The following is a 14,697-nucleotide window of genomic DNA, read 5'->3' as shown; positions in this document are numbered from 1 at the left end:
TCATCCCCGCGAAAGCGGGGACCCAGGACTCCTCGTCTTCCAATATTGCTCAAGCGGGCATCAGCTCGTTTGTACGCAAATAGTCCCGGCGCGCTTACGCCTCGCGCAGGATCAGCACTGCCGCATCGAACTCGGTCCGCTTATAGGCCCGCACGCGCGCTGCCTCCGCGTCCTCGCCCCACCGTTCGATGTTGAAATCCTCTTCGACATGCGCGGCTTTCCAGACGCTGTCGGCATCAAGATGGCTTTCCCGCAAGGCGAGCGCCAGAAGCGCCGAGCCGGTGAGGCTGGTGATGGTGTGGAGGGCGGCAAGGCGGAGAGGCGTTTCGCCGGAGATCCGTGCCCGGTAGGCCGCAAGCAGGGCATCGGGCTGCGGCGCATGGATAATGCCTTCGATCAGCACGAACCGTCCGCCAAGCAGCATTCCGGCCCAATCGACCACCGGATCCCAGAGCCTGCACTGCGTGTCGATCAGGCTTTCGGGATCGTCCGCGCGGTAGCAGAGCGCATCGTTGCCGGCAAAGCGGACGATATCGTCGGCCACTTCGTCAAACCGCACGGAGACCGCATCCAGGGCCGAATTGGCAATGCGGGTCAGCGGCATTCTGGCCGGATTGATTTCCTTCTCCTGGGCGGCCCATTCGGCCGCAACCGCTGCGCCCAGCCTGTCGCTCGGCAGTAGCAATGTCTGCTTTCCGGGCGTTTTCACCGGGCGGCCGTCCAGGTGGATCGCATAGCCGCCTTCCGTTTCCCGGTGGGCTGCCTCCTTGTAGAACCGTTTGGGCAACTCGCGCCGGGAGAGTTCGCGTGCGCGCTGCTCCGGATCCTTCCCGATTTCTTCGTGCAGCGTCTGAACAAAATCGCGCATCAGACTGGTTCCTCGTCAAAATCCAACACTTCGGCCAGAGCCCGTTCCAGCTCGGGGAAGCTGTGAATGATCCGGTCCGCCCCGCTCGCGGTCAGCATCGCCTGATCATGGTAACCCCAGGTGACCCCGATCGAACGCGCCCCGGCCGCCCTGGCCATCTCCATGTCGAAAGCGGTATCGCCGATCATGAGCGTGCGATGCGGCTCGGCGCCCGTCTCCGCCATCGCCCGCAGGATCATGTCCGGATGCGGTTTGGAGGGCGACGTGTCGGCTGTCTGGATGGTGACGAACCAATCGTGGAGGTCATGGGTGTCCTGCATGTGCCGGACGCCGCGCAACGCCTTGCCGGTCGCAATGCCCAGCAGAAAATCCGCCCGGGCACGGAGGCTCCCGATCGCCTCTCGTGCGCCGGGATAGAGCGGGTCGATGTCGAGCCCCTGTCCGCGCCGGGAGATCTTGGACTGCCGGTAGGCCTCCGCCATTGCCGGAACCAGATCGATGCGGGTCGGGCCGACCAGATCCGCGAACGCTTCGTTGAGCGAACGGCCGACGATCGACAGGGCGGTCCGCCGGTCCGGCATCGGCAGGCCGACGGCTTCAAACCCCACCTGCAGACCGTGCAGGATGGTGTTCTGGCTGTCCACCAGCGTGCCGTCGACGTCAAAGATGATCAGGTACATGAAAGGCCTTCCGCAAGCGTTCGCCACGCATGTGCCGGGTTTTGACCCGGGGGTCAAGAGGCCCGGCCAAATCGGGCAGCCCGGCCGATTTCACATAAGATCCACAGGCCGGCGCATGAGACCCTGCAATCTTTGGATATCTCCGAATTGGCGGGAACGCCCGAAATTCGCCGCTTTAGAGTGCTTGGAGATCGGATGATCTGCCGCGCACCGGTGCGTAAACCCCTTGGTTACCATGTTTTGCGATAGTTCGTGCGCGGGTGGGCATGATCGCTTGGGACAAATTTGTCGCCAAACAATACGGATCTTGGACCGCAGCCTTATCGGCTGCGGGCAGCGGAATGGTGTTGCCTGAATGCAGCAAAGAAAACAGCTATTGAATCGAAAGGGCGGCAAGAGCGCCCTGGGGAGAGAGCGGACTTTCTACGCGGTTCTGGCAGCAGCCAGTCTACTGGTGTCCGGTCTGGCCGTGGCGGCGACCCTGCTGGGTCCCGCGCTGGCGCCTTCCCATTTCTCCAACGTGACCCCGGCGGCGGAAGCACTGACGCTCTCGCATGTCGCGCAGACATCCGGCGTGCCGGTTTCAGCGGCAATGAAAGCGGGCCGGCAAACGGCGCAGCGCGCCGGGAACGACACGCCGGTCCAGTCCCCTCCTTCGCCGGCTGAACCAGAACTGGCGGCTTTGGCGGAGGCCGAACAACGGCAAACCGAAACCAAGCTGGCCGCAGCCAAAGCGGAAGAAACCGAACGGCAGACTGAAGCGGCAAAGGCGGCCGAAGCTCAGCAGTCTGCCAAACAGACGCTCGCGGCCAAACTGACCAGGGTCAATCAGGCGCGCACGCTGCAATTGGCCCGGGCTGCCGAGGCGCGTACGCAGGCTCTGGAAAATGCCGAGGAAGCGGCCACTACGGTCGCCGCAATCCCGGAAGTCCCTGCAGCACCGGCGCAAAAACAGGCCGAGGCCGCACCGAATACCCAGCCGATGCCTGCTGTCGCCCTCGCCTCGCTCGAACGGCCCGCGATGCGCTCGCTTGCACGAGCCGCTCCGGAAAAGCCGGGAGCAATCGTGCCGCGCGTGCCCGCCGTCAAGCCAGAACCGCCCCAGCGTGCAGAACGCACGACTCCCGAACCCGCCGTCCAGAAGCCGGACGAAAAGCCGGAAGCGGCTGTCCTCGCCTATGCAACGCCAGGCAATCCGGAAGATGAGGAAAACGACGTTTTCAGCGGCATCGGAAAACTGTTCGGCGGCGGCACGGCTGCGCCGGGGCGCGGAATTGCCGTCTACGACATCAGTGCCGCGACCGTGCACATGCCCGACGGCAGCAAACTGGAAGCCCATTCCGGCATCGGAAACAGGATGGACGATCCCAAGCACGCCTACGTGAAGAACTACGGACCGACCCCGCCGAATGTCTACAAGTTGCGCATGCGCGAACGGCTGTTCCACGGCGTGGAGGCCATCCGGATGCTCCCCTATGACCGGACGGCCATGAAGGGCCGTGACGGCATGCTCACGCACACGCGCCTGCTGCGCCGGTCCATCGGTTCCCACGGCTGCGTGGCCTTCAAGGACTACAACAAGTTCCTCACGGCCTTCAAACAGGGCAAGGTCAAGACCCTGATCGTGGTGCCGTCAATGAACGACCTGCCGAGATACATGGCAATGCATGAGCGCGGCTATCAGGCCTAATATCAACCGTCATAATCTATGACAGTTGGCATGACAGGCTTGCGGCCCGCGGGCGGATTGGTTATGCCGCAAGGCATGGCCATTTCCACCCCGGATCTAGGCTGATCTAGCCGGAGCGCTTTGTGACCAAGATCATCCTGGTACTTCTGTTGCTGACCGCCGCAATCCAGGTCATCAAGCCGCTCGGCTGGCCCGGTCTCAAAAAGCGCGCAGACGCCTGGAAACTGGTCGCGGGCGTTGTCGGCGTCGCCTTCGTATCGGTGATACTGGCCGCATTGTTTCAGGGGTTTTGAGCAGACGGCCCGGTCAGCGTTTGATCACGCTCTCGTCCGGATCGTCGGCCTCCGGATCGTATTCCCTGGCATCGAAGCCGAGTAGATTCCAGGTCTGCTGCATATGCGGCGGCAGGGGTGCGGAGACGTCGATCATGCCGCTGCCGGAGGGATGCGGGATGACGATCCGCCGGGCCAGCAGATGCAGCCGGTTCTGAATGCCGCCGGGCAGCTCCCAGTTTTCGATATTGAAATACTTGTCGTCGCCGATGATCGGATGACCGATATGGGCGGCATGGGCGCGCAACTGGTGCGTCCGGCCGGTCACCGGTTTCATCGTCACCCAGGATAGCTTCTGGGCCGACTGCTCGAAAACCGAGTAGAGTGAGACCGCGTGCTGGGCATCTTCGTCCCCCTGACGCACGATCTGCATGCGCTCCTCGCCTTCGTTGCGGGCAATGAAGGTCGAAATCCGGCCCTGGCGCGGCTTCGGCACACCCGCCAGCATCGCCCAGTAGATCTTGCGGGTATTGCGGTGACGGAAGGACTTGGTGAGTTCCTGGGCCGCCTGACGGGTGCGCGCGACGAGGATGATGCCGGAGGTCTCACGGTCGAGGCGGTGCACGAGGCGCGGCTTGTTGCCCTTGGCATCCTTGAAGGCATCCAGCATGCCGTCTAGATGGCGGCTCAGTCCCGACCCGCCCTGAACGGCAAGGCCGGCCGGCTTGTTCAGCACCATCACCTGATTGTCTTCGTAGAGCAGCATGTCCTCCACGGCCCTGCGGTCATCGGCAATCAGCTTGGTCGATTTCGGTCTTGCGTTCTTCTTGTCGTCCGCCGGCAGTTCGACGCCGAGCGGCGGAATGCGGACCATCTGGCCCTTTGCAATCCGCGTGCTGGCTTCCACCCGTTTGCCGTCCACACGCACTTGTCCGGTGCGCAGCAGTTTCTGCAGGCGGCCGAAACCGAGACCCGGATAGTGGGCCTTGAACCAACGGTCGAGGCGCATGCCCGCCTCGTCGGCGGCCACTTGTTTCTGTTCAATCGCGGACATGTTGTTCTCAAATTCGCCGGCAGGACGCATCCGGTCCCGCGCAATCCCCGGCCCGGCTGATACCGCACCGGGCGAAATTCGTTCCGGAGCGTATAGGCGTATTTGCCTTCAAATGAAAGGAAAACTTAGCTTCCCGCCACGCGCATGATCATCAGGCCGGCGAAAACGGCTAAGATCGACAGGACGACGGATGCCAGCACATAGATCAGCGCCAGGTGGGTATCTCCACGCTCCCAGAGAACGGAGGCGTCGAGGGAAAAGGCGGAGAAGGTGGTAAAGCCGCCGAGAATGCCGGTGGCAACGAAATAGCGCAGGGACTGCAGATTGCCGCCCTCCTGCTTCACCAGCCAGCCGATAAAAAGTCCCATTACCAGCGAGCCGGCGACGTTCACGGTCAGCGTGCCGACCGGAAATCCCGGGCCGAACAGGCGCAGTGTTGCGAGCGACACCAGATGCCGCCCTCCGGCGCCTATTCCGCCACCCAGCATGACCAGAAGAAGATGCTTCAAATTACTGCCCCGACGTTGATTGCCGTTTGTCGTCCCGGCCGGAGCGACGCGCATAGCCGGGCTCGGGTACCCGGCCGTTCCTGCGGGCACCACCATCTCGCGTAGACAGATCCCTGCCCCCGCTAGGATGACAAGTCAATGGTGCATTTGACGGGTTTTAGCGAGATCCCGCGGTCCGCTATCGGGCTGCGGACTTCATCACTGCGGCCAAACGTGCCGCAGGCTGCGATCGGACAGGAAATCACGTTCCTCCCCTGCCGTGCGGTCAAGCCTCCTCCGCCACATGGGCGAAGTCGGGATAGATTGTCCGGATCAGAACATCGACCCTTTCGAGTTCCTCCGAGATTTCAGTCAGCTTGCCGCGCTCTTCCTCCAGGATCGCCAGAAAGATCCTGGCGCGGGCCTGGTTGATCTGCATCTGTGGCAAGGCGCCGCCGCCCGCGGCAGACAGGACGACGCTGACAAGCCGGTCGGCCGCATTCAGCCGCCCCCACAGATAGTCATGCTCGCGCCAGCCACGGTTGAAGAAAGCCCCGAAGGCATTCAGCGATTTGCCCTTCAGGTCGAATCCTTCGGTATAGAGGCTGTCGGCATCCCGCGGGCTGATCCGGTCGACAAGGATTTCGGTGACTTCCGAAAAGTCGTTCCGCTGCAGCACCGGGAATGTAATCAGGTCGTAAAACCCGAAGCCGATATATGCGCGCAGCAGAGAAGCGTGACGTTCCTTGTCCAGCAATTCCCGCGCCGTCTCCGCAAAAAGCTCGTCATGCAGCCGGTCAAGATCCGCCAGTCCCATCATCTGGGTCAGGCTGGCGACCAGTTGAACGACCTGGTCGCGGCTGGTGGGCCGGCCGGCCGCGAGATCGCTCACAAGCTGCGCGGCCATGCCCCGGCAACTGCTGCCGAAAAACAGCTCCTTCCAGCGCCAGCCCAAGTGGTCGATCTGATCGTAGAAGAGGCCCTTCATGTGGTCGAGCGCTTCCGTATCGGGAGGCGGAAGTCCTGATTCCGGTTCGAAGTGGTAGAATCCGTTCAACTTGCGGACCACGAACCGCAGACGGCGGATGCGGTAGTCGACATCCAATCCGCGCAACAGTGCCAGGATGTAGGGATCCGTGCGGCCCAGAAGGTCCGTGCTTTCCACGGTCAGCCGGGAAAAGTGCTGGGAAAACCGTGCAAGCACGGCTTCCTCATGTTTCTGGGCGCCGATTATTCCGCTGAGCTCGACCGTCAGCCCGGCAAGCCGTTCGGCAAGGGCATGCAGCTTCAGCGACTGGTAGTTCAAAAAGGCGAAGCCGGCCTGCTCGAAGGCGGCCCCCGTTGCATCCTTGCGGCATTTGGAAAGCATTTCCGGGGTTACCGTTCGCCGCTTTGGCAACAGCCCCTTCACCGCCTCTTCCACCATCGGTCCGGCGGAATCGATCAGCTGTGCCAACCAGCGGCTGCGCCGGTTGCTCTGTTCCAGTTCCTTCAGATCGTCGCCGATCGGTTCGTTGCGCGGGATATGGGCCAGTGAGGCGAGGATCACCCTGAAAAAGCCAGGCACCTCGCGCGCAAGACCATTGGTTTCGGCGGGCTCGACCGGCGCCGGATCGACGTAAATCAACCGCCGCGCCACCTCGCGGGCCGCCGGCCGGTCCTGGATCACCTGGATCACCGGCGCGAAAGGCTTGTTCATGACAACGCTGCCGTCCACGAAACAATGCTGCGAAACCACTTCCGGAGCCAGGCCCAGTCCACGTTGCAGAAACGCATCCCGGTGCTTCCAGGGCAGGTCATACCGCTCCAGGACGCGCTCCATTTCCGCGACTGTGGACGGCGGAAAGGCCCCGGGGAACGAGGATGTCGCCCGCGCGGCAAACACCAGCTCGGGAATGTTTTCGGTCGCGAACTGGCTTTCGACGAGCCCGGGAGAACGGTGGACGGCGTGGAAATTCAGGATCCGCCGGTGATCCCATTCCTCGACGAAATCGGGGTCATCCAGATGAATCCGCCGCTTGATCCCGTTGTAATCGGTAAGGGTGACGAACAGATCCAGCGTCTGCCCGCGCGGTATCAGCGTGCGCTGCTCCTCTCCGTCCCGTTCCATTTTCTGGCACGCATCCAGCATCCAGCCGATGAACCTCTTGCCCGAGAACGGCGGCGTGAACCATCTTGCCTGCATGAAGTGACGCAGCTTCTCGCGCGTTTCGGCGCTTTCGATCTGCTTGTCCAGACGCGTGGAAATCAGCTGATCCAGGACCGGCGAAATCGAGATCTTGAGATAGCGCGACAGGCCGGATTGCGGGCGCGCGAGACGCGTGACGTCGGCCTTCTCGAGCCACATCCGGCTGTGGCTGTCGAGCGGCAGGTCATGGGCGATGGCTCTTGCCAGCATGATGCCGTTGACCCCGCCGGCGGATGCGCCGGCAATCGCGTCGACGACGACCCGGACATCGGCGGCGCCGGAGACGAGATCAAGGAGTTCGGTGAATGCGCTCTGGACCGGAGACAGGTCCGGCCCGGCCGTTTCCTGGCCCGTTCCGTTGGTTCGCCGGTCGAGACGGTAGCTCGATGCGCGAACCAGGTTCAGAACCTCCCGGCTGACCCCATGCATATAAATGGCGAGCGAAACGCCGCCATAAAATACGAGAGCAAGTCTGAGCTCGATTTCCTTCATGAGGTCACTGCACCGGTTTCCATTCTTTGTAGCACAAAAGAATGGTCGAATTCTTTATCGGGCGGCGAAATCGGAACTGCGAGGGCACCTCGCGCGACACTATGACCATGGCGGTGGCCACACGTTATGCCCGGCTGAGACTTTGCTCCCGGACAACGGAAAACAGTCAAAGGCGGAACATACCCCGGCACCAAGCGGCTCACGCCGCCTGTCAGCCGCGCTCCTTGCGCAGCTTGTCCCAATACTCCAGCCGCTTGCGCAATTCCCGTTCGAAGCCGCGTTGCGGGGGATCGTAATAGCTCTGCCGGCCGAGCTGTTCGGGAAAATAGTCCTGTCCGGAAAAGCCGTCCGGCGCGTCATGGTCGTATTGATAGCCCTCGCCGTAGCCCTCCTGCTTCATCAGCTTGGTCGGGGCATTCAGGATATGCTTGGGCGGCAGCAGGGATCCGCTGGTTTTGGCATCGCGCATGGCCGCCTTGTAGGCCACATAGGCGCCGTTTGATTTCGGTGCCGTCGCCAGGTAGATGACCGATTGCGCCAGGGCCAGTTCGCCTTCCGGTGAGCCGAGCATCTGGTAGGCGTCGCGGGCGGCGTTGGCCTGCACGAGGGCGTTGGGGTCGGCAAGGCCGATATCCTCGACCGCCATGCGGATCAGCCGGCGGGCGAGATACATCGGATCTTCACCCCGTCCAGCATGCGGCAGAACCAGTAAAGCGCCGCGTCCGGATCGGAGCCGCGCACGGATTTGTGCAGCGCGGAGATCAGATTGTAGTGCCCGTCGGCGCTCTTGTCGTAGATTGGCGCGCGCCGCTGAACGATCTCCTGCAGGCGATCCACATCGAACACCTCGTCATCCGCCGCAGCGCGCCAGACGTCCTCGGCCAGTGTCAGGGCCGAACGGCCGTCTCCGTCCGCCATGCGGATCAGGACCATTCGGGCATCCGCATCCAGCGGCAGTTTCTTGCCTTCCGCTTCCTCCGCCCGGGTCAGAAGCCTGTCGATCGCCTCCATGGAAAGCGAATGGAACGTCATCACATGCGAGCGCGACAGAAGCGCCGCATTCAGCTCAAAGGACGGATTTTCCGTCGTCGCGCCGACAAGCGTGATGGTGCCGTCTTCCATCACGGGCAGGAAGCTGTCCTGCTGGGCGCGGTTGAAGCGATGGATCTCGTCCACGAAAAGCAGTGTCGCCCGCCCGCCCATGCGGCGCGCACGCGCGGCCTCGAAAACCTTTTTCAGGTCGGCAACGCCGGAGAAGATCGCCGAGGTCTGCTCGAACGCCAGATCGGTCTCGTTGGCAAGCAGCCGCGCGATGGTGGTTTTGCCCGTACCCGGCGGGCCCCAGAAGATGAGCGATCCGAGCGTGCGGGTCTTCAGCATGCGCGAAAGCGTTCCCTCCGGCCCGAGAAGATGGTCCTGCCCCACCACGTCCGAAAGCCTGGTCGGCCGCATCCGATCGGCCAGCGGCCTTGGACCGGCTTTGGACAAACCCGAGGCTTCAAAAAGATCGCTCACGCCGGCCTTTACCCTCGCAAAATGATCTGGGACACCTTGCCGTCCCGCTCGATTTCGAGCTGCCAGACGCGCGGTGGCGCTTTGGTGATCGCCTCCAGCATGCGCGTTGACTCGATCGGCTGCTCGTTGACGCCGCGGATGATGTCACCCGGCCGCAGGCCCACCCGGTCCGCCGTGCTGCCGCGCTCGACCTCGGCGATGACGACGCCTTCGAACAGCCCTTCAATGCCGAGTTCTTCCGCAACAGCGGGCGACAGGTTCATAACCGTCGTTCCTTCGAACGGCGAATAGCTCCGCAGTTCCCTCGTGTCCCGCGGCACCGATTCCGGTGCCGGCTTGAGAGGCACGGACAAGGTAACCTCCTTGCCGCCGCGCAGCACCACGAATTCCACGCTCTCACCGATCATTTTCGTGGCGAACCGGTAGCCGAAGGAATTCGGATCGGTCACTTCCTTGCCGTCAACCGCAATCACGAGGTCACTGACCTTGAGACCGGATCGTTCGGCCGGGGAGCCTTCGAAAACCGCCGTCACAAGAACGCCGCGCGGCCTGTCCAGGGAAAGAGCCTCGGCAATCTCGGAATTGACCATCTGCACCGTCGCCCCGAGCCAGGGCCGCTGCACCTTGCCGCCATGATCGGCGGCATCGGCGACGAACCGGGCCATATGAGCGGGAATGGCAAAGCCGATGCCGTTGGAGCCGCCTGAGCGGGAAAAGATCGCCGTATTGATGCCGACCAGCTTGCCGGCCATGTCCACGAGCGCGCCGCCGGAATTGCCCGGATTGATCGCGGCATCTGTCTGGATGAAGAACTGGAAGTCCGTCACGCCCACCTGGGTCCGCGCCGTCGCCGACACGATCCCCTGGGTGACTGTCTGCCCGACGCCGAACGGGTTGCCGATCGCCAGCACGATGTCGCCGACGTCCAGATTGTCGGAGTCGGCAAATTCCACGTGCTCGAACGGACCGTCTGCCTTGATCTTCAGCACGGCAAGATCCGTGCGCTCATCCATCAGGACGATGTCCGCGTCGAACTCGCGCCGGTCGCTCAGGGCAACGCGCACCTTGTCGGCGTCCTTGATGACGTGGTGGTTGGTGATCACCGTTCCGTCTTGGGAGATGATCACGCCGGAGCCGAGCGAGGATTCCACCCGTTCCCGCGGACGGCCAAACCCGCCGCCCGGTTGCCCGAAGAACCGGCGGAAGAAGGGATCGTCGAAAAAGGGCGAAATCTGCTGGCGCTGCACGACCTTCCGGCTGGCATAGACGTTGACGACCGCCGGGGCGACCTTCTTGACGATCGGGGCGAAGGACAGCTTGATCTGTGCTTCGCTCTGCGGAACGAGGCGCAAGTCGCTCGACGACGTCTGCGCAAATCCCGCTGCGGACCAGAGGACGATCAGCCCCGCAAGTGCTGCTCGGACCAGGAATCCTGTAGTGCCAGTTTTTGCCAGGCGCATGGCCGGAAGCCCTCTTCTTCGAATCTTTCGGATCGTTTGGCGTTACATGGCAGATAGGGAGGAAAAGAGGCAAATACAAAAGCAAAGAGCCGCCGGAAAACCGGCGGCTCAGACTGCTGACAAACCCGCCGATTTCGGCGGGTTTGTTTTTTGAGATTTGTTTTGCCGTTATTTCTGGGTTTTGAATTTAGCGTGGTCGGGCTTTTTGCCTGTCAGGCCCGTACTTGTTTGGGTGGTTTGGTGAGGGCCATCGCGATCTTCTTGATGTTCTGGGCGGCGGCGGCGAGGAGGCACTGCATCTGGACGCGCACCAGACTTCGGAACCTGGCGTATCTGTGGCCATGGAGCTGTTTGGCATCGGCAAACGAACGCTCCACGGTTTCCTTTCGACGCTTGTAAACAGCCTTGCCCCAGGGTGTCAGGCGATATGTATCGCTTCGCTCCCTGCTCTCCTGCCAGACATGGCGGGTGATGGTGCGCTCAGCCCTGGCATTGGAGGTGCAGGAGGCCAGAAGCGGACACTTTTTGCAGATGGCAGGGTCGGAGCGGTAGTGTTTGTAGCCGTTCCTGTCCGTCGTTGCATAGGTCAGCAGCCGGCCTTCGGGACAACGGTAGCCATCGGTTTGCTCCTCGTAAGCGAAGCTTGATTTGCGCATCATGCCGGGCTTTGGGGCAGACGGGCGGCGGTATCCGGTCACCCCCAGAATATCCCGCTCCTCCAGTCCCCGGGCTATCGCTGAAGTGGCATAGCCCGCATCAAGACCAACCGCCTTGACCTGGAAGCTGAAGCGGTGTGCCTGACGGTCCAGCCGGTTCAGATAAACAATGCTGTCATGGACATTGGCCGGTGTGGTGAAGGTGTCCGTGACGATCCCCAATTTACCGTCCACCGTGCGGTGGTCCAGATAGAAGAAGCCCTTTGGCTTGCCCTCACGCACCATGTAGCCGCTGTCCGGATCCGTGCGGCTCACCTTGGTTTGCTTGACCTCAGGAGAGCGCTCCTGCTCCTTTAGCGGCTTCTGGCCATGCAGCCTGCGTTCCGCCTCAACCGCCCGGTCCAGGTCCGCCCAATAATCGGCCCGTGACTTCTCGATTTGAGCCAGATCGTATTTGCCTTTGTTGGCATTCGCCTTCAGATGTGTCGAATCCGTATAAAGCACCGTGCCGTCTACAAGGCCATGAGCGATCGCCTGCTCGACAATGTGGTCGAAGATATCCTGGGCGACAGACGCGTCGTTGTAGCGACGCCGCCGGTTCTGGCTCAGTGTCGAGGCGTCGAACACCTTGTCCGTCAGCTTCAGCCGCAAGAACCAGCGGTAGGCGACATTCACCTCGATCTCGCGCACCAACTGGCGCTCCGAGCGGATGCCGAACAGGTAACCGATGAACAACGCCTTGAACATCAACGTCGGATCCAGCGGTGGACGGCCGTTGTCTGCGCAGTAGAGCGCCGAGACACGGTCATGGACGAACGAAAAGTCGATCACCGCGTCAATCTTGCGCAAAAGGTGATCGGCGGGAACAAGCTGCTCGAGTGTAACCATCTCGAGCGCTGTCTGATCGGGGCCGGGCTTCTTCAACATCTAAACAGTGAATCAAAAACCCCTGGACAATGCCAGGGGTTTGTCAGCAGTCTGAGCCGCCGGAAAACCGGCGGCTCTTCGCAATTCCGCCCGCTGGCGCTATGCGGAGCGCACCTGAGACAGGAAGCTGCGCACTTCCTTGTCCAGTTGCTCCGCTTCCATTGCCATGTCGGCAGCTTCTTCGGAGAAGTTCTGCGCGGCCATGTTGGTATCGTTGGAAAGCGCGGAGACGTTGCGGATGTCTTCGGTCACCTTGGAGGTGCCGCCGGCGGCCCGCTGCGTGTTTTCCGCAATGCCCTGCGTGGCGTAGCTCTGCTCGGTCACAGCAGCAGCAACATCGCTCACCGACTGGGTGATCTCGTCGATGGTCTTCTGAATGTCGCTGATCGCACCAACGGCGTCTTCCGTCGCGCTGCGGATTGCGTCGATCTGTTGCTGGATCTCGCCGGTTGCCTTGCCGGTCTGCGAGGCAAGCTCCTTCACTTCAGCGGCAACCACTGCAAAGCCCTTCCCGGCCTCCCCGGCGCGGGCCGCCTCGATGGTGGCATTCAACGCCAGAAGGTTGGTCTGGTCCGCAATGTCGCTGATAAGGGTGACGACCTCACCGATCCGGTTGGCCGCTTCGGCAAGCGACTTGACCGTTTCGTTGGTGGTTTCGGCACGCTTGGTCGCGTCAACGGCAACGCTGGACGAGCGTTCTATAAGCGTGGAGATTTCCTGGATCGAGCTTGAGAGCTGGTCGGAAGCTGCTGCGATGGATTCCACTTCAGACAGGGTTTCTTGCGACATCGTCGCGGCATTGGCCGACGTCTCGCCGGCGACATCGGTCATATCGCGCATCTTGCCGGCGGACTCGCGCAGCTTTGCAGCAGACCGGGCCACCTTGTCGACAACAGTGCCCACCGTCGCCTCGAAGTCGCCGGCAAGACTTGCCAGCATCTCCTGGCGCTGCTCGGCCTGACGCCGGGAGGCATCCGCCTCTTCCGCGGCGCGGCGCTCGTTGTCTTCGGCGGCGTTCTGGCGGATCTGCAGGACCGCCCGGCCGATATCGCCGATTTCGTCCTTGCGGTAGGCCGCCGTGATTTCCGCTCCCAGATCTCCGGATGCAATTGCATTCAATGCGCCGACGAGCGTGGACAGCGGGCGGGTGATGGATTGGGAGAAGAAGAGCGCGATCACCGCCGCCACCGCGATGGTCGCCAGCGACCACATGAACATCTGGTCGCGCATGTTCATGACTGCCGAGAGGGTCTCTTCGACGCTCTTTTCAGCGACGATCGCCCAGGTCTGCCCCCGGAAGGTCAATGGCCGCGCCACCATCAGGTCTGCAACGCCATCCGCACCGGTGACGATCCCGGCCGCTTCGGAACCGCTCGCGGCCGCCAGTGCCGGCTCCGCATCGGAAGTAGCGGCAAGCGCCGTCCGTTCGGCAGCCAACGGCATGTCGCTGAGCACCAGGCCGTCCTGGTCGATCAGGTAGACCTGGCCCGTGTCACCGAGGTCTTCCCGGTTGGCGACAACCTTGTTGAGGAAGGAAGGATCGAGACGGAGCGCAACGACGCCGCTCATGCTCACTTCGCCAAAGGAACTCATATAGACGGGAGAAGCGAGAAACAGAGAGCTCTCGCCACCTGCCGGACCATAGGCTTCAAAGGCGCTTGCGACGATCTCGCCCTCGGCCAGTTCCTTGGCGGCATTGTAGATCGCGTCCAGTCCGGTGTCGCCGGCAACGCCGCCCTCCAGCCGGGAGAGAAACTCGCCGCCCTTGGTCACCGAATAGAGAACAAGCCCGTTTGCGTCGATCATGTAGATATCCGCATAGCCGCCGTTCTTCCAGACATTGAAGAGTGCCGGATGCGCCTCGGAATGGCGCCAGGCATACATCGTCTTCTGTTCCTTGCCGGAAATGCTTGCCCGCTCCATCGCCGTTTGACCGCTATGGAACAGGTCGAGAATTTCGTCCTTTTCCTTGTCGATGTTCATGGTCGCATTGCCGAGGTTGCCCATGACATCCGCGACGCTCGAGGCAAGGTTGACCGTCTCCGCGGCAGCGGCCTGAAGTCTGGATTCCAGCAAGGCGGATCGGGCGGTGATCACCATGCCGAGTTCCGCCTGCGCAGCCTTCTGCAGGCCATCCCGGCCGGTCATGTAACCGATCACGCCGACCGCCGTACAGGCGGCGACGGTAACCAGTATCATCAATGCCGGAATAACAAAGGAAAGACGAAGAGAAGATGAAAACCTCTTCGAACTCGAATTTTTTCTGCCAAACACTGCGAATCTCCCCAGCCTTGCATTCCTCTGCCTCGAATGCGCCGAAAAGATAAGTGCCTGTTCCTTAAATCATTGATAATCTCAGGTAGAATTACGTAGGCGATCCCGCAGCAAACTGCTAAGCCGCGCAGAC

Annotated in this window: 10 protein-coding genes and 1 pseudogene; 2 read left to right on the top strand and 9 right to left on the bottom strand. The window is 62.0% G+C overall.

The window, feature by feature from the left end:
• Positions 1 to 94: 94 nt before the first annotated feature.
• Positions 95 to 868, bottom strand: a complete 774-nt coding sequence (locus ON753_RS08360) for an ATP12 family chaperone protein (protein WP_265962097.1) — start codon at positions 866 to 868, stop codon at positions 95 to 97.
• Entirely contained in the window at positions 868 to 1,548 is a 681-nt protein-coding gene (locus ON753_RS08355) for an HAD-IA family hydrolase (protein WP_265962096.1), read from the bottom strand. Before ON753_RS08355 ends, ON753_RS08360 begins: the two co-directional genes overlap by 1 nt.
• 376 nt (positions 1,549 to 1,924) lie before the next feature.
• Here ON753_RS08355 and ON753_RS08350 point away from each other — a divergent pair, with 376 nt between their 5' ends.
• Complete coding sequence (locus tag ON753_RS08350; RefSeq protein WP_265962095.1) at positions 1,925 to 3,238, top strand: tlde1 domain-containing protein; 1,314 nt, start codon at positions 1,925 to 1,927, stop codon at positions 3,236 to 3,238.
• Positions 3,239 to 3,360: 122 nt separating this feature from the next.
• A complete protein-coding gene (locus ON753_RS08345) occupies positions 3,361 to 3,531 on the top strand; it encodes a hypothetical protein (RefSeq protein WP_265962094.1) in 171 nt (56 codons plus the stop codon).
• Between the two features lie 13 nt (positions 3,532 to 3,544).
• Here ON753_RS08345 and ON753_RS08340 read toward each other — a convergent pair whose 3' ends face one another.
• The 7 genes and pseudogenes from ON753_RS08340 to ON753_RS08310 all read right to left on the bottom strand — a co-directional run bounded on the left by ON753_RS08340 (position 3,545) and on the right by ON753_RS08310 (position 14,489).
• Positions 3,545 to 4,564: an RluA family pseudouridine synthase gene (locus ON753_RS08340; protein ID WP_265962093.1), complete on the bottom strand. Its 1,020-nt coding sequence runs from the start codon at positions 4,562 to 4,564 to the stop codon at positions 3,545 to 3,547.
• 125 nt (positions 4,565 to 4,689) lie between these two features.
• On the bottom strand, positions 4,690 to 5,073 hold the full coding sequence (gene crcB, locus ON753_RS08335; RefSeq protein WP_265962092.1) for a fluoride efflux transporter CrcB: 384 nt from the start codon (positions 5,071 to 5,073) through the stop codon (positions 4,690 to 4,692).
• Between the two features lie 265 nt (positions 5,074 to 5,338).
• Positions 5,339 to 7,732 carry a patatin-like protein gene (locus ON753_RS08330; protein ID WP_265962090.1) on the bottom strand — a complete coding sequence of 798 codons (2,394 nt, stop codon included), beginning with the start codon at positions 7,730 to 7,732 and terminating at the stop codon, positions 5,339 to 5,341.
• Positions 7,733 to 7,943: 211 nt separating this feature from the next.
• A pseudogene (locus ON753_RS08325) lies at positions 7,944 to 9,247 on the bottom strand (replication-associated recombination protein A).
• An 8-nt stretch (positions 9,248 to 9,255) separates the two neighbouring features.
• Positions 9,256 to 10,707: a DegQ family serine endoprotease gene (locus ON753_RS08320; RefSeq protein ID WP_265962089.1), complete on the bottom strand. Its 1,452-nt coding sequence runs from the start codon at positions 10,705 to 10,707 to the stop codon at positions 9,256 to 9,258.
• A gap of 212 nt (positions 10,708 to 10,919) precedes the next feature.
• Complete coding sequence (locus tag ON753_RS08315; RefSeq protein ID WP_264417572.1) at positions 10,920 to 12,290, bottom strand: IS1182 family transposase; 1,371 nt, start codon at positions 12,288 to 12,290, stop codon at positions 10,920 to 10,922.
• Between the two features lie 99 nt (positions 12,291 to 12,389).
• The gene (locus ON753_RS08310) at positions 12,390 to 14,489 is read right to left on the bottom strand and encodes a methyl-accepting chemotaxis protein (RefSeq protein WP_265962088.1); all 2,100 of its coding nucleotides are present in this window, start codon (positions 14,487 to 14,489) and stop codon (positions 12,390 to 12,392) included.
• Positions 14,490 to 14,697: the final 208 nt, after the last annotated feature.

The sequence above is a fragment of the Roseibium salinum genome, assembly GCF_026240905.1.
In the GTDB taxonomy this organism is placed as follows: domain Bacteria; phylum Pseudomonadota; class Alphaproteobacteria; order Rhizobiales; family Stappiaceae; genus Roseibium; species Roseibium salinum.
Note: the sequence above shows the minus strand (reverse complement) of the source record. Positions and strands in the feature narration are given on the sequence as shown.

Excerpts from the sequence above, each read along its gene's own strand:
- ON753_RS08320 (WP_265962089.1), bottom strand. The coding sequence starts at position 10,707 with ATGCGCCTGGCAAAAACTGGCACTACAGGATTCCTGGTCCGAGCAGCA.
- ON753_RS08360 (WP_265962097.1), bottom strand. The coding sequence starts at position 868 with ATGCGCGATTTTGTTCAGACGCTGCACGAAGAAATCGGGAAGGATCCG.
- ON753_RS08330 (WP_265962090.1), bottom strand. The coding sequence starts at position 7,732 with ATGAAGGAAATCGAGCTCAGACTTGCTCTCGTATTTTATGGCGGCGTT.
- ON753_RS08340 (WP_265962093.1), bottom strand. The coding sequence starts at position 4,564 with ATGTCCGCGATTGAACAGAAACAAGTGGCCGCCGACGAGGCGGGCATG.
- ON753_RS08310 (WP_265962088.1), bottom strand. The coding sequence starts at position 14,489 with ATGATACTGGTTACCGTCGCCGCCTGTACGGCGGTCGGCGTGATCGGT.
- ON753_RS08355 (WP_265962096.1), bottom strand. The coding sequence starts at position 1,548 with ATGTACCTGATCATCTTTGACGTCGACGGCACGCTGGTGGACAGCCAG.
- ON753_RS08315 (WP_264417572.1), bottom strand. The coding sequence starts at position 12,290 with ATGTTGAAGAAGCCCGGCCCCGATCAGACAGCGCTCGAGATGGTTACA.